Source organism: Bacillus sp. PK3-067 (assembly GCF_056738645.1).
In genome coordinates this window covers 327484-347498 of sequence record NZ_CP096490.1, presented here as the reverse complement: position 1 = coordinate 347498, position 20015 = coordinate 327484, and the positions used below count along the sequence as shown (strand labels likewise).

General features: G+C 36.1%; 18 protein-coding genes, 1 pseudogene and 1 riboswitch. Of the genes and pseudogenes, 5 read left to right on the top strand and 14 right to left on the bottom strand.

The window, feature by feature from the left end; genetic code table 11:
• Window positions 1-87: 87 nt before the first annotated feature.
• The 7 genes from gabT to M1D73_RS01855 form a co-directional block, all read right to left on the bottom strand.
• Complete coding sequence (gabT, locus tag M1D73_RS01885; protein WP_001093019.1) at window positions 88-1452, bottom strand: 4-aminobutyrate--2-oxoglutarate transaminase; 1365 nt, start codon at window positions 1450-1452, stop codon at window positions 88-90.
• A gap of 154 nt (window positions 1453-1606) precedes the next feature.
• Window positions 1607-2350 carry an HAD family hydrolase gene (locus tag M1D73_RS01880; RefSeq protein ID WP_047792104.1) on the bottom strand — a complete coding sequence of 248 codons (744 nt, stop codon included), beginning with the start codon at window positions 2348-2350 and terminating at the stop codon, window positions 1607-1609.
• A 140-nt stretch (window positions 2351-2490) separates the two neighbouring features.
• A complete protein-coding gene (locus M1D73_RS01875) occupies window positions 2491-3396 on the bottom strand; it encodes a diacylglycerol kinase (protein ID WP_000977679.1) in 906 nt (301 codons plus the stop codon).
• Between the two features lie 557 nt (window positions 3397-3953).
• On the bottom strand, window positions 3954-5381 hold the full coding sequence (gene gatB / locus M1D73_RS01870) for an Asp-tRNA(Asn)/Glu-tRNA(Gln) amidotransferase subunit GatB (RefSeq protein ID WP_001047685.1): 1428 nt from the start codon (window positions 5379-5381) through the stop codon (window positions 3954-3956).
• Window positions 5382-5395: 14 nt separating this feature from the next.
• Window positions 5396-6853 (bottom strand): Asp-tRNA(Asn)/Glu-tRNA(Gln) amidotransferase subunit GatA, encoded by a 1458-nt coding sequence (gene gatA, locus M1D73_RS01865; protein WP_000051433.1) that lies wholly within the window; start codon window positions 6851-6853, stop codon window positions 5396-5398.
• Window positions 6854-6868: 15 nt separating this feature from the next.
• On the bottom strand, window positions 6869-7159 hold the full coding sequence (gene gatC, locus M1D73_RS01860) for an Asp-tRNA(Asn)/Glu-tRNA(Gln) amidotransferase subunit GatC (RefSeq protein ID WP_000086999.1): 291 nt from the start codon (window positions 7157-7159) through the stop codon (window positions 6869-6871).
• Window positions 7160-7300: 141 nt separating this feature from the next.
• The gene (locus M1D73_RS01855) at window positions 7301-7537 is read right to left on the bottom strand and encodes a YiaA/YiaB family inner membrane protein (RefSeq protein ID WP_001254393.1); all 237 of its coding nucleotides are present in this window, start codon (window positions 7535-7537) and stop codon (window positions 7301-7303) included.
• 231 nt (window positions 7538-7768) lie between these two features.
• Between M1D73_RS01855 and M1D73_RS01850 the strand changes: the two genes are divergently transcribed.
• The 4 genes from M1D73_RS01850 to M1D73_RS01835 all read left to right on the top strand — a co-directional run bounded on the left by M1D73_RS01850 (window position 7769) and on the right by M1D73_RS01835 (window position 10222).
• Window positions 7769-8251: a MarR family winged helix-turn-helix transcriptional regulator gene (locus tag M1D73_RS01850; RefSeq protein ID WP_000942482.1), complete on the top strand. Its 483-nt coding sequence runs from the start codon at window positions 7769-7771 to the stop codon at window positions 8249-8251.
• A gap of 76 nt (window positions 8252-8327) precedes the next feature.
• Complete coding sequence (locus M1D73_RS01845; RefSeq protein ID WP_002182396.1) at window positions 8328-9509, top strand: ArsA family ATPase; 1182 nt, start codon at window positions 8328-8330, stop codon at window positions 9507-9509.
• A complete protein-coding gene (locus M1D73_RS01840) occupies window positions 9502-9693 on the top strand; it encodes a DUF3926 domain-containing protein (protein ID WP_000544103.1) in 192 nt (63 codons plus the stop codon). Before M1D73_RS01845 ends, M1D73_RS01840 begins: the two co-directional genes overlap by 8 nt.
• Window positions 9694-9754: 61 nt before the next feature.
• Entirely contained in the window at window positions 9755-10222 is a 468-nt protein-coding gene (locus tag M1D73_RS01835) for an HXXEE domain-containing protein (protein ID WP_002204877.1), read from the top strand.
• Between the two features lie 160 nt (window positions 10223-10382).
• Here the strand turns inward: M1D73_RS01835 and M1D73_RS01830 are convergent, their stop codons facing one another.
• The 3 genes from M1D73_RS01830 to M1D73_RS01820 are packed head-to-tail and all read right to left on the bottom strand — an operon-like array spanning window position 10383 to window position 12933.
• Window positions 10383-11237, bottom strand: a complete 855-nt coding sequence (locus M1D73_RS01830) for a MetQ/NlpA family ABC transporter substrate-binding protein (RefSeq protein WP_000721599.1) — start codon at window positions 11235-11237, stop codon at window positions 10383-10385.
• A gap of 21 nt (window positions 11238-11258) precedes the next feature.
• Window positions 11259-11924 carry a methionine ABC transporter permease gene (locus tag M1D73_RS01825; RefSeq protein WP_001261870.1) on the bottom strand — a complete coding sequence of 222 codons (666 nt, stop codon included), beginning with the start codon at window positions 11922-11924 and terminating at the stop codon, window positions 11259-11261.
• Window positions 11914-12933, bottom strand: coding sequence for a methionine ABC transporter ATP-binding protein (locus M1D73_RS01820; protein WP_000622969.1), 1020 nt, complete (start codon window positions 12931-12933; stop codon window positions 11914-11916). The genes M1D73_RS01825 and M1D73_RS01820 overlap by 11 nt, the downstream gene beginning before the upstream one ends.
• Window positions 12934-13056: 123 nt before the next feature.
• Window positions 13057-13163: riboswitch (SAM riboswitch) on the bottom strand.
• A 242-nt stretch (window positions 13164-13405) separates the two neighbouring features.
• On the opposite strand from M1D73_RS01820, the pseudogene M1D73_RS01815 reads away from it, so the two are divergent.
• Window positions 13406-13971 (top strand): annotated as a pseudogene (locus M1D73_RS01815) (cysteine hydrolase family protein).
• A gap of 250 nt (window positions 13972-14221) precedes the next feature.
• On the opposite strand, the gene pruA reads toward M1D73_RS01815, so the two are convergent.
• The 4 genes from pruA to ligA form a co-directional block, all read right to left on the bottom strand.
• Window positions 14222-15769, bottom strand: a complete 1548-nt coding sequence (pruA, locus tag M1D73_RS01810) for an L-glutamate gamma-semialdehyde dehydrogenase (protein WP_000259555.1) — start codon at window positions 15767-15769, stop codon at window positions 14222-14224.
• A 154-nt stretch (window positions 15770-15923) separates the two neighbouring features.
• The gene (locus M1D73_RS01805; protein WP_121868411.1) at window positions 15924-16694 is read right to left on the bottom strand and encodes a TSUP family transporter; all 771 of its coding nucleotides are present in this window, start codon (window positions 16692-16694) and stop codon (window positions 15924-15926) included.
• A 96-nt stretch (window positions 16695-16790) separates the two neighbouring features.
• Window positions 16791-17987 (bottom strand): CamS family sex pheromone protein, encoded by a 1197-nt coding sequence (locus M1D73_RS01800; protein WP_000717030.1) that lies wholly within the window; start codon window positions 17985-17987, stop codon window positions 16791-16793.
• 16 nt (window positions 17988-18003) lie between these two features.
• Window positions 18004-20013, bottom strand: a complete 2010-nt coding sequence (ligA, locus tag M1D73_RS01795) for an NAD-dependent DNA ligase LigA (protein ID WP_000031450.1) — start codon at window positions 20011-20013, stop codon at window positions 18004-18006.
• Window positions 20014-20015: the final 2 nt, after the last annotated feature.

Here is a 20015-nt window from a genome sequence, read left to right as displayed (position 1 = left end):
GATCCACTTCACTACCTTTATTATAAAGTGAATTTTCTGCATTTAATATAGAGTCAACCAGAATGTTTGCTATTTATACTTCAGTTTTTAAACGCGAGCGATGTTTGTTTGCTCATAACAAGCTTGCAATGATTCTTCAATTATTGTTAAACCTTCTTCAAGTTGCTCATCTGTAATAACTAAAGGCATTAACACACGGATAACATTTCCATATGTCCCTGCTGATAATAACAGTAACCCACGCTTATTTGCTTCTGCACATAGATTAGCCGTTAACGTTTTGTCAGGTGCTTTCGTCTTACGATCTTGAACGACCTCAAATGCACACATTGCGCCTAACCCACGCACATCACCGATGCAATGATATTTATTTTTCATCTCTTCGAATCGGTTCATTACGACTTTTCCTAATTCTATCGCTCTATCATTTAATTTCTCATTTTCTATTACATCGAGAACAGCTAATGCAGCCGCACATCCTAATGGACTTCCTGCATACGTTCCACCAAGTTCACCTGGTGCAGACTCATTCATAATTTCTTTACGTCCAATGACACCACTTATCGGTACACCAGCACCTAATGATTTAGACACTGTAATTAAATCTGGAACGACATCATAGTGATCAATTGCAAAATATTTTCCTGTACGACTAAAGCCTGTTTGTATTTCATCCGCTACAAATAAGATGCCGTTCTCTGAACAAATGCGGCGTACTTCTTGAACAAATTTCTTACTTGGGACGATAAATCCACCTTCCCCTTGAACAGGTTCCATTACAACAGCTGCAATTGTTTCTGGTGCTACTTCCGATATGAAGAAGTTCTTAAACTCTTCAATAATAAAATCATCATACTGCTCTTCCGTTAATCCCTCTGGGCGACGGTATTCGTATGGAAATGGCGCTTTATATACTTCTGGAGCAAAGGGACCAAACCCAAATTTATATGGCTTCACTTTACTTGTCATCGTCATTGTCATTAATGTACGCCCGTGGAAACCTTTAGAAAATGCGATAATACCAGGTCTCTTCGTATATTTACGAGCGATTTTCACCGCGTTCTCAACTGCTTCTGCACCACTATTTAAAAACAGGACTTGCTTATCGAAACTTCCTGGTGCCAATGCCGCAAGCTTTTCTGCTAATTCAATATATGGCTCATACATCATAACGTTAAATCCAGTATGAATGTATTGATCGACTTGTTTATGGAGCGCTTCTTTAACCGTTGGATGACAATGCCCTACGTTAATTGTCCCGATTGCTCCTGCAAAATCAATGTACTGATTGCCATCAACATCTGTTACAAGAGCACCATTTGCAGATTGTACAAACGTTGGGATGCCGTTACTTACTCCTTTTGGTACTATATTTTGACGGCGTTCCAATAAAGATGCCGCTTTCGGTCCTGGAATTTGTTCATTTACTTTAGCAAATTTTTTTGTATTCATTGCGTACCCCATCCTTTTCTTTACATTGTTTTCTCTTCTTATTGCAAAATATATGCCAACTTTCTTTTCTAGCATTTATCCTATATTCTTTGTATCCAGGCATAAAAAATAAGTCTATAAAGACTCATTAAGAGTCTTTATAGACTTATTTTCCTTACACATTAGACTTTTCTTTCTCCCAGAAAAACTCACCCGATTGAGAAATAAACTCTCCAACAGAATCTAACACTAAATCAGCAAGTGGTTCTAATGTTGGACGGTCTCCCGTACCAGATAGCACCCCAATTGCATAGCAATCGCCATTTTTAGCTAAATGTAAATCAGTTGGCGTATCTCCAACAACCGCAACCTCACATGATTCTAAATTAAATTTCTCACAAAACACTTCTATAATCTTTTTATCTGGTTTTTGCGCAAGGAATGTATCCGAGGCTATAATATAATCAAAAAAGTTCTCCAACTTATATTGTTTTAAAAATAATTCTGTTGGTGCGAAATCATCCGCCGTGACAACCCCTAATATAAATCCTTTATCTTTTAATGCCTGTAACACTTTCGGTAAATCCGCTGTCATTTTCATATGCGAACGATGCTCATACATAAGGGAAAATAACTTCTCACTTACCCACTGATGCATCTCTTCTTCTCTAGCAGACTCAATATAATTACAAAGCCCCTTCGCTACATCAAGGCTTGTTCCAGCAGCTATTGCACTCCTCGGATTAACAAATGCTCCCTCTACACCAATCTCTTCTAATAAGGTCTGCCCTATTGTACTTGGTAAATGATATAAACTTATACATTCAGCTACAAGTTCTTCAGCTACTTTTATCCAAATTGAATGAAAATCCATTAATGTCCCATCTTTATCAAATAGTATTGCTTTTACCTTCTCCATAGCATCCTACCTCTCGTTTCTTATCTCCTCCAGTGTATCAATAAAATATGGATGTAAAATAAAAGAATTGTAAAAATACCATAAAAATCAAACTAACTCCCAATTTACAATTCATTTTAACAAAGTAAAAAAGGATGCCTTTACAGGGCATCCTCTTGATGTTCAGGAACAAATAGTTCTAAACAATGATATATATTTTCGAATTCCATCGGTGCATCTCCACCATACTCACCATCTAAATTAATCATTAGTTTATCTGGTGAATGTACTTTAATGCGGTTCGCTTGTGTATATAACACTTTTGGATTATTAATATGTTCACCACGTTGTGCTTGTGTTGCTGCTTTAATTAAATCAGCGATAGAACCTTTTTTCAGTACTAATAGGTCAAATAACCCATCGTTAATAGATGCATACGGTGCTACCTTTTCAAATCCACCTACTGAACGAGTATTCGTAATTAAAAACATCGTAATTTCTTCTTGTAGTAACTTTCCATCATACTCAATTTCAACATATGTCGGATGCAATGATGGTAACATCTCGATACCTTTTAGGTAATAAGCAAGCTGCCCTAATACTGTCTTTAACTTACTCGGTACTTCGTATGTTAATTCTGTAATACGACCGCCACCAGCGATGTTAATAAAATATGTATCGTTCGCTCTACCAAGGTCTAATGGCACTGTTTTTCCTTCGCAAATAATATCTGCTGCCTCTTCAATAGAACGAGGTACACCAATTGCACGTGCAAAGTCATTTGTCGTTCCAACTGGAATAATTCCAAATTTCGGACGGAATTCATGCCCAACTAAACCGTTTACTACTTCATTTAACGTACCGTCGCCACCAGCCGCAATAACAACATCAAACTTACGATCCGCAGCTTGCCTCGCCGCCACAGTAGCGTCTCCAGGACCCGTTGTCGCATGACAAGATGTCTCATAGCCAGCTTGTTCTAATTTTTGTAATACTTCTGGTAAGCTCTTCTTAAATAGCTCACGCCCAGAAGTAGGATTATAAATAATTCTTGCTCGCTTCATCATTTATTAGCACAGGAAATTTCTTTATGTATCGAAAAAGAACATACTGAACTTCTATTCAGTATTCCCATGCCTACCTCCTCTCATCTTGCTATCCTTCTTTTATCCCGCTCAAACAGGCAGTAAGAACCCGATTCGTGTAGTCCATCAAAAGTAAATATTCATTTCAATGGTTTTTTATTTGACCCCAAAATTTATCCCGCTATTTGCGGGCAGTAAATGCCCGATTGGTGAGGGCTAATAATCAGTGTTGGATGAACCTCCCACTGATTAAAGTTTCACTTTATTTCTATCCATTCTTCCATAAAAATTTACATATAACGAATAATAACTATCTATTATTTCATGAGATGAAAAAAACCTCTATGTTTAGATTTATCATTATTCCCACCTTTTTGCAACTATCATACCATAGTTGCTATACAAACATTTTTCCACTTTTGACAGTTAATCAAACGTTTGTTTAAACGATTTTGTCTCATTTAAACAAACGTTTGATTAACCTAGAAAAACACCCATGTACGGGTGTTTTTCTGCTTAATCTTTAAAAGTTACTACTATTATCGCTTATTAATCTCTTCAAGTAAGATTTTGTTAACAAGCGGTGGATTTGCTTGTCCTTTTGTAGCTTTCATAATTTGACCAACTAAGAAGCCAATTGCACGGTCTTTACCGTTTTTAAAGTCTTCGATAGATTGCTCATTATTATCAAGAATTTCTGTTACAACTTTACGAAGTGTACCCTCGTCAGAAATTTGAACAAGACCTTTCGCTTTAACGATTTCTTCTGGGTCTCCACCTTTTTCAATTAATTCATTAAATACTTTCTTCGCGATTTTAGAAGAAATTGTACCTTTTTCAATTAATTGAACCATTTTAGATAAACCAGCAGGCGTTAATGCAACGTCTTTTAATTCTTTTTGTTGTTTGTTTAAGTATGCAAGTACTTCACCCATTAACCAGTTCGATGTTAATTTCGCATCAGCACCGTCTGCAACAGTTGCTTCAAAGAAATCAGACATCTCTTTCGTTAATGTTAACACGTGTGCATCATAAGCTGGTAAGCCTAGTTCTGCAACGTAGCGAGCTTTACGTGCATCTGGAAGTTCTGGAATAGAAGCTCGAACTGCTTCTTTCCACTCATCATCAATGTAAAGTTCAACTAAGTCTGGCTCCGGGAAGTAACGGTAATCGTCAGATCCTTCTTTCACACGCATTAAGATTGTTTTCTTCGTTGCTTCATCATAACGACGTGTTTCTTGTTGGATGATACCACCAGATAACAGTTCTTTTTCTTGGCGCACTTGCTCGTGCTCAAGACCTTTTTGTACGTAAGTGAATGAGTTTAAGTTTTTCAGTTCCGCTTTTGTACCGAACTTCTCTTGTCCAACTGGACGAAGAGAAATGTTCGCATCACAACGTAAGGAACCTTCTTCCATCTTACAATCAGATACACCAGTGTATTGAATGATTGATTTTAACTTCTCTAAGTATGCATATGCTTCTTCTGGCGTACGCATATCTGGCTCAGATACGATCTCGATTAAAGGCATACCTTGACGGTTGTAGTCTACTAATGAACCATCAGCTGTATGCGTTGATTTACCAGCATCTTCTTCTAAATGAAGACGTGTAATACCGATACGTTTCTTTTTACCGTCTACTTCGATTTCAATCCAACCATTTTCACCAATTGGCTTATCAAATTGAGAGATTTGGTAAGCTTTCGGGTTATCTGGATAGAAATAGTTTTTACGGTCAAACTTCGTTTCCGTTGCGATTTCACAGTTTAATGCCATTGCAGCTTTCATCGCAAAGTTAACTGCTTCTTTATTTAAAGTAGGAAGTACCCCTGGGTATCCTAAGTCAATTACACTTGTTTGTGTATTTGGCTCCGCTCCGAATTCTGTTGGACTCGCAGAGAAAATTTTCGAATTTGTTTTTAACTCAACGTGAACCTCTAAACCAATAATTGTTTCTAAATTCATCTATGCTCGCCTCCTTACAGACTTGCTTTTTTTGTATGATAGTCTGTTGCTTGCTCAAACGCATGTGCAACGCGGTAAATTGTCGCTTCATCGAAGTGTTTACCAATGATTTGTAGACCAAGTGGCATGTTGTTAGCACCGAATCCACATGGAACTGAAATCGCTGGAACACCCGCTAAGTTTACTGGGATTGTTAAAATGTCATTTGCATACATTGTCATTGGATCGTCAACTTTTTCTCCCACTTTAAATGCCGGAGTTGGTGTTGTTGGTCCAATAATAACATCATAGTTAGCAAATACATTTTCAAAGTCGTTCTTAATTAATGTACGTACTTGTTGTGCTTTTTTGTAATATGCATCATAGTAACCAGAGCTAAGAGCAAATGTACCAAGCATAATACGACGTTTAACTTCATCACCGAAACCTTCACTACGTGTGTTTTTGTAAAGATCTAATAAGTTATTTACATTATCAGAACGAACACCGTAACGCACGCCATCAAAGCGTGAAAGGTTAGCAGATGCTTCAGAAGAAGATAGTAAGTAATACGTTGCTAGAGCGTATTTAGAGTGTGGAAGAGATACTTCCTCCCAAGTTGCGCCCATACCTTCTAATACTTTTAAAGCAGCTAGTACTGACTCACGAGCTTCTTCGCCAACACCTTCGCCTAAGTATTCTTTCGGTACAGCAATGCGTAAACCTTTAACATCGCCTGTTAAACCAGCTAAATAGTTTCCAACTTCAACGTTTGCAGAAGTTGCATCCATGCGGTCAATACCTGAAATAGCTTGTAATAAGTATGCATTGTCTTCTACTGTACGTGTAATCGGTCCGATTTGGTCAAGTGAAGATGCGAATGCTACTAATCCGTAACGAGATACGCGTCCGTAAGTTGGTTTTAAACCTACAACACCGCAATATGCAGCTGGCTGACGGATAGAACCACCCGTATCAGAACCTAGAGAGAATAGTACTTCTCCTGCTGCTACAGCTGCTGCAGAACCACCACTAGATCCGCCTGGAACGTAATCTAAGTTCCATGGGTTTTTCGTAGCGTAGAATCCTGAGTTTTCATTTGAAGAACCCATTGCGAACTCGTCCATGTTTAATTTACCGATTGTAATTGTGTCAGCAGCTTTTAGCTTTTGCACAACTGTCGCATCATAAATTGGATCGAAGTTTGCTAATATTTTGCTTGCACAAGTTGTACGAAGACCGTTAGTTACAATGTTATCTTTTACACCAATTGGCATACCGAATAATAAACCATTATCTTCAGCGCCGATTTTTGCATCTAATTCTTTCGCTTTTGCGCGTGCATTTTCTTCATCTAATGTAAGAAAGGCTTTTACGTTATCTTCAACATCCGCAATACGTTTGTAAGATTCTTCTACTAAATCCGTAACGGAAATTTCTTTGTTGTTTAACTTCTTATGTAACTCTGATACTGAATGATCAAATAATGACATCGAAATTCCCCTCCTCTATTCTAATACTGCTGGAACACGGATTTGATTATCTTTGTGATCCGGTGCATTTTTTAATACTTCTTCAACTGGTAAACCTTTTTCTGGTACATCTTCACGCATAACATTTTTCATAGTTAATACATGAGTTGTTGGTTTTACATCTGTTGTATCTAATTCATTTAACTGTTCTGCAAATGTAACAATTGCATCTAGTTGTTTTTGAAATTTTTCTGCTTCTTGATCAGTAATTGCAAGACGTGCTAAATGTGCTACGTGCTTTACATTCTCAACGGAAATTCTTGACACGGCTAGGCCACCTCCATAATATATCGTTCAATCTACAATACTATTGATGATACCAAATTTTCAGTACTTCAAGCAAGTCAACACAGAGTACTTACGCCATTTTTACATAAAAAAAGAAAGGCAAATGCCTTTCTTTACAATTTACTCTTTATCTAACGGTTTATTTTTTGGAAATCTCTCGTTATCTTCTTCATTATCACGAATTGTTTTTTGTAATACAAAACAAGACATCGTTAAAAATAATGTTCCAATTAAATAGTATCCTTTTACACTAAGCGTTTCATCTAACGTATAAATCCCAATTAGCATACCTGAAAGCGCACAAACAAATGAAGTCCATGCTAAAAATGTGAACGCTTGCGTATTACGTCTTCTCATCGTTCTCCCCCTCGTTAGCTGTATACCCATTATAGATAAGTATATTTACCATGATGGATTTTTATGTAAATTCTAGTTTTATATTTATAAATCTATCATAAAAGAATACTATTTTAAAGAAAGTTTTCTGTCTAATCTGAAAAAATAATTAAAATCATTGACAATTTTTTCTATTCTACATAAAATAAAAATAAATATTACGAACCTCGAAATATACGGGAGTGGAATTAATTGTTGCAATATGAACATTTTTTAGACTTACTGCTAGATAACGCCAAGAAACTTTTCTATCCTGAAGAATGGGTAAGCCTAGATTTAACACTTTCTAAAACAGAAGTATTTTGTTTACTTTGGATGGAACGAAATACAGATATTACAATGACGAAAATTGCTGACCTTCTTGATATACCGATGAGTACAACGACGGGCGTTGTAAATCGCCTTGTAAAAAAGGGATATATTGAGCGCTACCGTGATGAAAACGACCGACGTATTGTATTAATTCGGTTAACAGAAAACGGCGTAATGCTCGTTCAAGAAGTAAAACAAAATGCAGCCCACTACTTTAGCTTAGTGACAGAAGCATTGTCAGAAGAAGAAAAAGCATTCTTACTACAAATCTTCCAAAAGATTATGAATCACATTGCTACGTCACAGCAAAAAACAGAAGAAAAAGTTTCTACACCTAAAATGAAAAACATTCCGATTGAATAAAACCCTATCTGGGTTTTTATTCAATCATTTACTTCGACACTCGTAATATTCGATATTCGAAACAAAGGAGATATGAATGATGAGAATTATTTTGTATACAGGTAAAGGCGGCGTAGGAAAAACTAGCATTTCAGCAGCAACAGCAATTCAAAGCGCAAAACAAGGATTAAAAACTTTAGTCATGAGTACAGATCCCGCTCATAGTTTAGGAGATTCATTTGGTATAAAGCTATCTTCTGAGCCATTAGAAATTCGTGAAAATTTGTGGGCACAAGAAATTAATACGATTTATGAGATGGAAAAAGGATGGGGAAAATTACAGAAATATATTACACTACTCTTCACTTCCAAAGCAGCCGATGATATTACAACAGAAGAATTAACGATGTTTCCTGGTATGGAAGATTTAATTAGCTTACTTCGCGTACTCGATTATTATAAACAAAACACATATGATGTTATCATTATTGATTGTGCTCCAACAGGAGAAACATTAGCAATGCTAAGCTTTCCAGACATGCTCGGCTGGTGGATGGAAAAATTGTTTCCTATTAAAAGAAAAGTTTTAAAAGTCGTTCGTCCTGTAGCTCAACCACTCCTTGGTGTCCCTCTTCCAACCGATGATATTATGGACGAATTAACAAATACACTTGAACAGCTCGGAGAAATGAGAGATATTTTATCAAACCGAGAAGTAACAAGTATCCGCATCGTTGTAAATCCTGAAAAAATGGTCATTAAAGAAGCTCAGCGTAGCTTTACTTATTTAAATTTATACGATTATAACGTAGATGCCATTATGATTAATCGCGTCATCCCTAACACCGTCACCGATCCTTATTTTCAAGCATGGAAAGATACGCAAAAGAAATATAAAACATTAATTCAAAATAGTTTTGATCCACTTCCTATTTACGAAGCTCCAATGTTTGAACAAGAAGTTGTTGGTTTACCCATGTTAGAGCGTGTAGGAGATGCTTTATTTAAAACTGATCATTGTCCTACTGAAGTGAAATTTAACGGCCGCACACAATATGTAAGAAAAGATGGCGATGATTATATTTTCATTCTTTCTATTCCCTTCTCAAACAAAAGTGAACTTTCATTAAATCAAAAAGGTGATGAGCTAATTATTCGAGCTGGCTCTGTGAAACGAAATATTACATTGCCAAAAACGTTAACACACCTTTCTATTCAAGGGGCAAAATTTGAAGAAGATATACTAAACATTCGGTTTGGAGGTGTAGTGCATGCATGAGGAACTACTACGAAGGGTAATTCGTACAAAAGTAAAAGTCGGGATGCATATATTAGATGAGCTACCTAATCCAATCCAGCAATCAGCTAAGCAAATATTAAATATTTTGCAAGAGGAGCTAACTGCTTATCCGAAAGAACGAGATCATCATGAAGTTAATTTAAAAAATATCATAATTGAATAACTATCTCTGTATAGAGGGCCTTTTTTAGGCTTTCTATACTTTATTGGAGTGATGTAAGTTGATGAAAAAGCATTCCACTACTATACTCTGGATCATTCCCTTATCATTTTTCATTCATAACCTTGAAGAAGCTTTCCAAATGCCACAATATCTTGCTAATCAATTTTCAATCCGTCTTATAACTAGCCAACAATTTTTCATTGCCATTTCCGTATTAACAATCTTTGTATTACTTATCGTCTTTCTATATCAACTTAACTTCTTGTCTTCTATATGCTGGATTATTTTTATACAAGGGGCCATCTTCTTTAACTCTGTTCAACATATTATTTTGTTTTTCATTTATCGCTCCTATAACCCCGGCGTAATATCAGCATTTTTCATTACTCTCTTTTCTATTTTCTTTTTTTTATCCAAAAAACACTTAATTCATCAAAAGCAATTCGTAATTACACTCCTTTTCAGCTTATTTTCTTATCCCATTATAATTTGGATTACCTTACTGTTCGCTAGCTATTTTCATTCATAAAAAAAGACCAGGAAAACTCCTGGTCCATTACTCTACTTAACAAACATTGGATTCTACGTTATACAAAATTGGAAGGTACAGAATTAGGGTTTGTTAAGTTTATATGTTGAACGAACTAACAGCGGAGGGGTTCCTTCTGTTAGTCCATTAAACCCAATCATTATTTTACGATTTTTTCAAGCTCCTCAAGTGAAAGATCTACTGAAATTGAACCATCATTTGTTTCTTTCTTAATTGCATCTGTTACTTCTTTTGAATGGTATAATTCAATTACTTTTTTCAGTGTTGGATCATCTTTATCTTTCGTACGAGCTGCGAAAATATTAATATAAGGCTTCGCATTTTCATTCTTTGGATCTTCTAAGAAAATAGGATCCTTCGCTGGATCTAATCCAGCTTGACCAGCAACACCGTTATTAATAACTGATGCCGCTACATCTTTTAACACACGAGGTGTTTGCTGTGCGATAACCGGTGTAATTTTTAATTTCTTCGGATTTTCAGCAATACCACTTGGATCTCCAAATAGACCAAAATCCTTTTTCAGCTTTAATAATCCAGCTGCATCAAGAAGTTTTAATGCACGTGCTTGGTTCGTTGGATCGTTTGGAATTGCAATTTCTGAACCATCTGGGATTTCATTTGATTTCTTATATTTTTCAGAGTATAAACCCATTGGTGCAATTTGTGTTGTACCAACAGCTGTAATATCTAACTTATGTTCCTTTTTAAATTGCTCTAAGAAAGCAATATGCTGAAATGAGTTTAATTCAATATCTCCATCAGCTAAAGCTTTATTTGGAGTTGTATAATCAGAGAACTCCACCAGTTTAATCTTAATCCCTTCTTTTTCAGCTTTTTTCTTCAAAATTTCCCAAGCGTCTCCATCCGTTCCAGTTACACCGACGCGAACTACTTTTTCTTTCGCTCCTGCACCCGTGTCTCCACTTGAGCAGCCGCTTAATGCTGAGACTCCTACAATCGCTGATAATGCAAATGCTAAAATTTTCTTCATTCTCTTTTCCTCTCTTCCTTTTTATGATCTGCGTAACAAGACTTTCGCAAAGTAATTCCCTAAATTTTGAGCTATCTGTACGAGAATAATAAGTAACACGACCGTTACGAACATAACTGATGTATCAAAACGTTGATAACCATATGTCATTGCTAAATCACCAAGACCGCCACCACCGACAAGCCCAGCAACTGCAGAAAATTCAATTAAACCAACTGTCATAAATGTGACACCTAAGATTAATGGTACTAACGCTTCTGGTACAAGGATTTCAAAAACAATTCTAATTGGCGAGGCGCCCATTGCTTGCGCTGCTTCAATTACTCCTTTCGGAACGGAAACAAGGTTTGTTTCAACCATTCTAGCAATACCAATTGATGCGACTAACGTCATCGGGAAAATTGCTGCTGCTGTTCCAATCGTCGTTCCGATAACACTTCTCGTTAGTGGACTTAACGCTACTAAAAAGATAATGAATGGTACCGGACGAATTGTATTAATTATGATGTTAAGAATAGAAAAGACCCATTTATTTTCTAAAAAGTTTCCTTTTCTCGTTACATATAAAAGTAAACCTAGCGGTATACCAAGAATTGTAGCAAATATAAGGGTTACAATTACCATTAAGAGGGTATCCCCCGTCGCATCTAGTATGCGCGGCCAAAATATACTCCAATCAACTCGCATGAGCTTCTACCTCCTTCAGCTGCACTTGCAGTCTTAGATGTTGTAATGCTTTTTGAATTTCCCTCTGCTCCCCTTGCAACTCTACAAGAAGATTTCCAAATAGCACATTTTGAAGTTCAATAATATTTCCGTACAGTACATTTACATCGACGTTATAGTTTTTTGCGATATATGATAGTACCGGCTGTCCTGTCTCCTCACCAGTAAATGTTAGACGATAAATTTGACCACCATTTTGAATTTTCGCTAGAACACTTTCCGGTAAATGATCATTAATGACAGAACGTACAAAGTTTTGAGTCGTCTTTGTTTTTGGTTGCGTGAAAACATCAAACAGTTTTCCTTCTTCAATAACTTTTCCCTTCTCCATTACAGCTACACGGTGACAAATTTCTTTCACAACATGCATTTCATGTGTAATAAGAAGAATTGTTAAATTGTATTCTCTATTTACTTTCTTTAATAAGTTTAGAATTTCTGTCGTTGTTTCTGGATCTAAGGCTGATGTTGCCTCATCACATATAAGAATATCTGGCGATGTCGCAAGTGCTCTAGCAATGCCCACACGCTGCTTTTGTCCACCTGATAGCTGCTCTGGGTAATAGTTTGCTTTATCTTCTAACCCTACAAACTTCAGCAGTTCATTTACTCTTTCTTTTATCTCATTCTTTGGTACTTTCGCTAACTTTAATGGATAAGCAATATTTCCAAATACTGTTCTTGAATTAAATAAATTAAAACTTTGGAAAATCATTCCGATTCTTTGTCTCAGTTTACGTAATTCTTTCGTCGATAATGATGTAATATCTTTATCATCTATTGAAATCGTTCCTGCCGTCGGTCTCTCTAACATATTTACTAAGCGTAATAACGTACTCTTTCCAGCGCCACTAAAACCAATAATGCCAAAAATTTCGCCTTTCTCAACTGATAATGTTACATCCTCCACCGCATGAACAGATTGCCCAGCTGATTCATACACTTTACTTACATTGTTAAAAGAAATCATTTTTTCCCCTCCTATATGCTGTAAAAACTTGAAGCAGAGCTTTCGAGGTAAAATAAAAAGTGCTCTCCTTCTTATCAACCATAAAGATAAGAAGGAGAGCACTTATATGTACTCGTTCACATCTTCTCATCTTCCAAGCCTTTATATGGCTTGCTGGAGTTAGCACGGTATTAAAAAAACCCGTTGCTGAGGTATCGTAGGGCCAGTCCCTCCACCTCTCTGGATAAGAATGTATCGATTTAATTGTCGTTTAATTAATTCTCATTATAGAACTCAGAATAATAAGAGTCAATACATTTTTTAGAAAAATATTAATTATTCCTTTATTAAAATTTTCAGATGAAAATTCATGAGAAAATAGTAACTTTCAAGGTTATTTAAAATTCTTCTTCCTCATATTTTTAAACAGGAGAATCTTCTCTACGAATTGAATAAATTTATTTGAATATGAAACTCGGAGGAAGATAAATATATGAAAACAGCTCTTTTACTCATCGATATTCAAAACGATTATTTTCCAAATGGAAAGATGGAATTGCGTAATCCAGTAGAAGCAAGCGAATATGCTAATCAGTTATTACAACACTTTAGAACAAACAGCGAACCTATTTTTCATATCCAACACGTAGCTATAAAAGATGACGCTACTTTTTTCCTACCTAATACAGAAGGTGTACATATTCACGAAAGCGTACGTCCACTTAGAGAAGAAACAGTTATAGTCAAACATTATCCAAATAGCTTCCGAGAAACTAATCTTCTAGAGCAATTAAAACGTTTGAATATTGAACATGTCGTTGTATGTGGGATGATGACTCATATGTGTATCGATGCTACAGTAAGGGCTGCATTCGATTTTGGCTTTCAATGTACCGTTATACATGATGCTTGTGCTACAAAAGACCTGTCTTTTAAGAACGCTACTATACCAGCTGTTTACATTCACAATACAATTTTAGCTAGTTTAAATGGCGTATATGCAAATGTAATAAGCACGCAAGAATTTTTAGCTACATAAAAAAACACTCCTTTCAGTGAGCAAAACCGAAAGGAGTGTTCCTTGTCGAACCATAGATTTTCTTTCAAATTGTATTATACAGGAAATTCTCAAAATGAATACTAAAAAATATGACTAATAAGTCAACTTTTCTCATCATTTTATTTCTGTTCACATGTTTATCCCGCTATTAATAGGTTTTAGCTCATTCCCTTCGAACGATGGTAATATATAGGATTTCAATTTTAAAAGGAGCTCTTCACATTCTGTGAAGAGCTCCTCTACTATTTCTTATAAAGTTTCAGAAGTAGTTTTTGCTTGCATGTGAAGTGCTAAGTAATCAGGTCCACCAGCTTTAGAGTCTGTACCAGACATGTTAAAGCCACCGAATGGTTGGTAACCTACGATTGCACCAGTACATCCACGGTTGAAGTATAAGTTACCAACGTGGAAGTCTTCGCGTGCTTTTTCAATATGGTCACGGTTGTTAGTAATAACAGCACCTGTTAAACCGTATTCCGTATTATTTGCAATTGCAAGTGCATGATCGAAGTCTTTCGCTTTACAGAATGCTACTACTGGTCCGAAGATTTCTTCTTTCATTAAGCGAGCATCTTCTGCAACGTCAGCAACGATTGTTGGTTGGATGAACCAGCCTTTTGAATCGTCTCCTTCGCCACCTGCTAAGATTCTACCTTCTTCTTTACCAATTGCAACATAGCTCATTACTTTATCGAATGCAGCTTGGTCATTAACAGGACCCATGTTTGTACCTAATACTGCTGGGTTAGCAACTGTTAATTCTTTTGTTAATTCAACAGCACGATTTAATACATGATCATATACATCTTCATGGATTACTGCACGAGAACATGCAGAACATTTTTGTCCTGAGAATCCGAATGCTGATGCAACGATAGACTTAGCTGCTAATTCAAGATCTGCTTCTTTATCAACAACGATTGTATCTTTACCGCCCATTTCAGCGATAACACGTTTTAACCAAATTTGTCCTGGGTTTACTTTCGCTGCACGCTCATAGATGCGGATACCTACATCACGAGATCCCGTGAAGCTTACGAAACGTGTACGAGGATGATCTACTAAGTAGTCACCAACTTCAGAACCGTTACCTGGAACGAAGTTTACTACGCCAGCTGGTAAGCCAGCTTCTTCTAATACTTCCATAAATTTCGCTGCTACTACAGGAGTTGTACTAGCTGGTTTTAGTAATACTGTGTTACCAGAAACTAAAGCAGCTGTTGTCATACCTGCCATAATTGCGAATGGGAAGTTCCAAGGAGAAATGATAACACCTACTCCTAATGGAATGTAAGAGAAACGATTATATTCAATTGGACGGCTTTCTACTGGAATACCGTCTTTTAATTTTAACATTTGACGACCATAATATTCCATAAAGTCGATTGCTTCTGCTGTATCAGCATCTGCCTCATTCCATGGCTTACCTGCTTCTTTTACAAGAATAGCAGAGAATTCATGTTTTCTGCGACGAACGATTGCTGCAGCACGGAATAAAATGTCTGCACGCATTTCTGGCTTTGATTTTCTCCAAGTTTGGAATGTTTCATCCGCTACTTGCATTGCTTTTTCAGCTAACTCACGGCTTGCTTTTGAAACACGACCAACAAGTTCCTCTTTATTTGCAGGGTTTACAGAAACAATTTTGTCTTCTGTAGTGATTTTTTCTCCCCCAATAATTAATGGATAGTCTTGTCCAAGATAAGATTCTACTTTCTTTAAACCTTCTTCAAACGCTAATTTGTTAGCCTCCACTGAAAAATCTGTAAATGGCTCATGTTTGTATGCTACTACCATTTTTTTTAGCCTCCCCTTAGAAAAACGTTTACATTTTACAACATTATTCTACACGATAATTTAGATTTATTCAAATATTCCTAGACTTATATTTTAAAAATTAATAAATTTTTAAAATATAATAAAAAAAAGAGATTCATACATGCGTATGAATCTACAAAATATGAGTATATTCCAAAACATTTTTCCCGATCAATAATATAGTAACTAATAAAAATAAAGTCCTTACATATCCAACACCTTTTTGAACCGCAAACTTCGATCCAAAATAAGCACCTAAGATCATTGATAATCCCATGATAATACCGTATTCAAAATGAATTATATCTAAAAATAAAAAAGTAATTAAAGATACAATATTACTAACAAAGTTCAAAAATTTTCCAGATGCTGCCGCTTGAATAAAATCCAAGCCAATTAATAAAAATGCAAAAATTAAAAACGACCCTGTCCCTGGTCCAAAAAATCCATCATAAAATCCTATCATTAAAATAGCAAAGAAAAATATTAATGTTTTTCTTTGCGTCATCTTCTTATAGGTAGACACACTTCCCCAATTCTTTTTTGCAATAATATAAATAGCAATAAATACCAACATTACAAGTACTAATGGGCGTAAAATATCCGGTGGAATAAATTTTACTACTAAAGCACCTGCAACAGCTCCAACAATAGTTAACGGGATTAACTTTCCTACAATTTTAAAATCAACTTTTCCTGATCGAATAAAATACATCGCACTCGTAAACGTCCCCATTGTTGCCGCTAATTTATTCGTTGCAATTGCCGAAGCTGGCGATAAGCCAACAAACATAAGCGCAGGAAGCGAAATTAACCCTCCTCCTCCAACAACGGAATCAATAAAAGCTGCTAAAAAACCGAATGCAATTAATAAAATAATGACTTGAAAACTTAATTCTTCCATGAGATTTACCCCTTACCCCTATTTTTTACAACATTTTAAATTATAACAAAATTACATAAGAAAAAAAGCTGTTCCATAGAGGAACAGCCTTCATATTTAATCTAAAATCTTCACAAGTGGTTCATCTTGTTTTGCTTCACGTATAATAATAGCTTCTGGGCGTTCTACAGATTTAATCGTTACTTGTACTTTCATATAATTCGGGAAGTATTCCATAACAAGCCCTGCCACATATTGTGTAAAACCAACTATTTCAGCTTTTCCATTAAACTGGACAGGAATATCAAGCTTCATTTCTCTTAATTCATCATCTCTATACATACCAGTACCAATAACAGCTGTATAGTCGCCTTGGAAATAATCGCTTAGTTTTGCCTTAAAGTTGGATACTCTTGCAAGGTCTTCACGTTTATTATCTGTTTTCGCTTGCTCTGATGGGAACAAATAATATTTTTCATTAATTTGTTGCCAATCTTCAACCGTTTCACTACCTTTTTCGGCATTTGCATAAGAAACAAAGTTACCTGGCACGAGCGAAGACTTTGGAGCTTGGCGATAAATCGCAAATGTTATTGGAATATTTTTGGTTTCAGGTTCTTTTTGATGTATGACTTTCAAAATTTCTTGCGCCATTTTTTTCCCTTCAGCTAACATCTTTTCATCCGGGATTGCAGCTTCACGTGGATAACCATGCTCTTCGTTAAAATATTGAACAGAATTCATTGCTAATCCAACTACCATACCAACGCGTTCCTCGCCGTTATCGCCTTTTTTCACATAATAATCATGCTCTAAAATATTTGAAATATATATTGGATTTTTTTTATTTTTCACTTCTAGTGATTCGGATCCTGTTCCTAATGCAGGGTTTAATCCTATATTAGGAAATTTAACTGCATCTTTTTTTAATTTGTCCTCTAGTTCCTTTTGTTCAGCATCTGTACGTTTTCTTTTAACAAGCATCTGTATAGTTTGAGTATCTAGAGCTTTTCCGCCTTTTAAAAAATTATCTTTCGTACTAAATGATTCTTTTGCAATTCGCATTAACCCTGTTTCAAATTCATCTATATCAAGACGACTATTTAACCCTTGCACCACTAAACCACGTGCATTTCCACCATCAAATGGAATAGTCGTCTTATAATATTCATCCGAAATAGCGTATTTTGGAACAACTGATTGTTCTTTTGCTTTCCCCGATTTCTCAGCCACTTTTTCATCTTTGTCGGCACCTGCACTACACCCACTTACAAGTAGGCCAAGGCTTAATACCGCTAATGCTATTTTTTTCATGGTAAGTTTGCACCTCTTACTTATTTAGCTCTTGTAAGAACCTCTCTTCATTCCAAACCTCAACATTATGTTTCTCCGCTTGTGCTAATTTCGAACCAGCCGCTTCACCTGCAACAACTAAATCCGTACTCTTACTAACACTTCCCGTTACTTTTCCACCTAATGCCTCAATCTTCTTCTTCGCTTCACTTCGCCCCATAACTTCTAGCTTACCTGTTAAAACAACCGTTTTTCCTGCGAAGTAAGATTCAACATTTTGTAAATCTGCAATTTTTATACCTTTGTATGTCATATTCACGCCATACTCTTTAAACTGCTGTAATAACTCTAATACATCTTCATTATCAAAATATGTCACAACAGATTGAGCCATTTTTTCGCCAATTTCATTAATTGCTTTTAGTTCTTCTTCCGTTGCTTTTACAAGCTCATCCATCGTTTCAAAGTGCTCTGCAAATGTACGTGCTGCTTTCGCTCCAACGTGGCGAATTCCAAGACCAAATAATAATCGCTCTAACGAGTTTTCTTTAGAATTTTCAATTGCTTGTATTAAGTTTGTTGCTGATTTTTCACCAAAACGTTCTAACTGTAATAATTGCTCTTTCGTCAATGCATATAAATCAGCAAATGTACGAATGTAATCAGCATCAAAGAGTTGTGTAATGACACGTTCTCCAAGTCCATCAATATTCATTGCATTTCTTGAAACGAAATGGATTAACCCTTCTCGAATTTGAGCAGGACAAGTTGGATTTATACAACGAAGTGCTACTTCTTCTTCTAAACGAACAAGTTCACTCTCACATGCTGGACAATGAGTTGGCATGCGGTATTCTTCTTCCTCACCAGTACGCTTATCAAAAATAACGTTCACAACTTCAGGAATAATATCTCCAGCCTTCTTCACAACAACGTAGTCACCAATTCGAATGTCTTTTTCACGAATTAAATCTTCGTTATGTAAAGAAGCACGACGAACAATCGTACCAGCAACTCTCACTGGCTCTAGTTCTGCAGTCGGTGTTACAACTCCTGTTCGGCCAACACTTAATTCAATGCCTGTTAATCTCGTTACAACTTCTTCAGCCGGGAATTTATAAGCAATCGCCCATCTTGGACTCTTCGCTGTAGTTCCTAGACTTTCTTGAAGGGCAACATCATCTACTTTTATAACGATTCCATCAATCTCATAATCAAGATGCGGACGTTTTTCTTGCCATTCTTCTACATAAGCTATAACTTCTTCAATTGTTTCACATGTACGGCGATTTGGATTTGTCTTAAATCCAAGTTCACCTAAGAAATCAAGCGATTCACTATGTGATGGAATTGTTTTTTCTTCTACATTCGCAAGACCATACACAAACATAGATAAGTTACGCTTCGCTGCAATTTTCGGATCAAGTTGACGTATTGAACCTGCTGCTGCATTACGCGGATTCGCAAATACATCTTCTCCATTTTGCTCTTTTTCTTCATTTAGTTTAACGAATGAACGCTTCGGCATATAAGCTTCGCCTCGTGCTTCTAACGTTACTTCTTCATTTAAACGAAGTGGGATAGCTTTAATCGTTTTTAAATTTTGAGTAATATCTTCACCCGTTACACCATCACCACGTGTCGCCCCTTGAATGAAGCGTCCTTTTTCATAATGAAGCGAAACGGCAAGCCCGTCAATTTTTAATTCACATATATATCTTACATTCGCACCATCAATTCCTTGACGTACTCTTCTGTCGAAATCACGTAAATCTCCTTCGTTAAATGCATTTCCTAAACTTAACATTGGTGACTTATGTGTTACTTTTTCAAATATATCAAGAACAGTCCCCCCAACGCGAACGGAGGGAGAATCTTCACTCATAAACTCTGGGTTCTCTGCTTCTAATTTTATAAGCTCCTGCATATTACGGTCATATTCCGCATCAGAAACAGAAGGATTGTCTAATACGTGATATTGATAGTTAAATGTATTTAATAAATCACGCAGTTCTTCTATACGTTTTTTTGCTATCTCTTTTGACATAT

Bases quoted from the DNA above. Each gene is read 5' to 3' on its own strand.
- gabT (WP_001093019.1), bottom strand. From the start codon at position 1,452: ATGAATACAAAAAAATTTGCTAAAGTAAATGAACAAATTCCAGGACCG.
- M1D73_RS01880 (WP_047792104.1), bottom strand. From the start codon at position 2,350: ATGGAGAAGGTAAAAGCAATACTATTTGATAAAGATGGGACATTAATG.
- M1D73_RS01875 (WP_000977679.1), bottom strand. From the start codon at position 3,396: ATGATGAAGCGAGCAAGAATTATTTATAATCCTACTTCTGGGCGTGAG.
- gatB (WP_001047685.1), bottom strand. From the start codon at position 5,381: ATGAATTTAGAAACAATTATTGGTTTAGAGGTTCACGTTGAGTTAAAA.
- gatA (WP_000051433.1), bottom strand. From the start codon at position 6,853: ATGTCATTATTTGATCATTCAGTATCAGAGTTACATAAGAAGTTAAAC.
- M1D73_RS01855 (WP_001254393.1), bottom strand. From the start codon at position 7,537: ATGAGAAGACGTAATACGCAAGCGTTCACATTTTTAGCATGGACTTCA.
- M1D73_RS01845 (WP_002182396.1), top strand. From the start codon at position 8,328: ATGATGAGAATTATTTTGTATACAGGTAAAGGCGGCGTAGGAAAAACT.
- M1D73_RS01840 (WP_000544103.1), top strand. From the start codon at position 9,502: ATGCATGAGGAACTACTACGAAGGGTAATTCGTACAAAAGTAAAAGTC.
- M1D73_RS01835 (WP_002204877.1), top strand. From the start codon at position 9,755: ATGAAAAAGCATTCCACTACTATACTCTGGATCATTCCCTTATCATTT.
- M1D73_RS01830 (WP_000721599.1), bottom strand. From the start codon at position 11,237: ATGAAGAAAATTTTAGCATTTGCATTATCAGCGATTGTAGGAGTCTCA.
- M1D73_RS01825 (WP_001261870.1), bottom strand. From the start codon at position 11,924: ATGCGAGTTGATTGGAGTATATTTTGGCCGCGCATACTAGATGCGACG.
- M1D73_RS01820 (WP_000622969.1), bottom strand. From the start codon at position 12,933: ATGATTTCTTTTAACAATGTAAGTAAAGTGTATGAATCAGCTGGGCAA.
- pruA (WP_000259555.1), bottom strand. From the start codon at position 15,769: ATGGTAGTAGCATACAAACATGAGCCATTTACAGATTTTTCAGTGGAG.
- M1D73_RS01805 (WP_121868411.1), bottom strand. From the start codon at position 16,694: ATGGAAGAATTAAGTTTTCAAGTCATTATTTTATTAATTGCATTCGGT.
- M1D73_RS01800 (WP_000717030.1), bottom strand. From the start codon at position 17,987: ATGAAAAAAATAGCATTAGCGGTATTAAGCCTTGGCCTACTTGTAAGT.
- ligA (WP_000031450.1), bottom strand. From the start codon at position 20,013: ATGTCAAAAGAGATAGCAAAAAAACGTATAGAAGAACTGCGTGATTTA.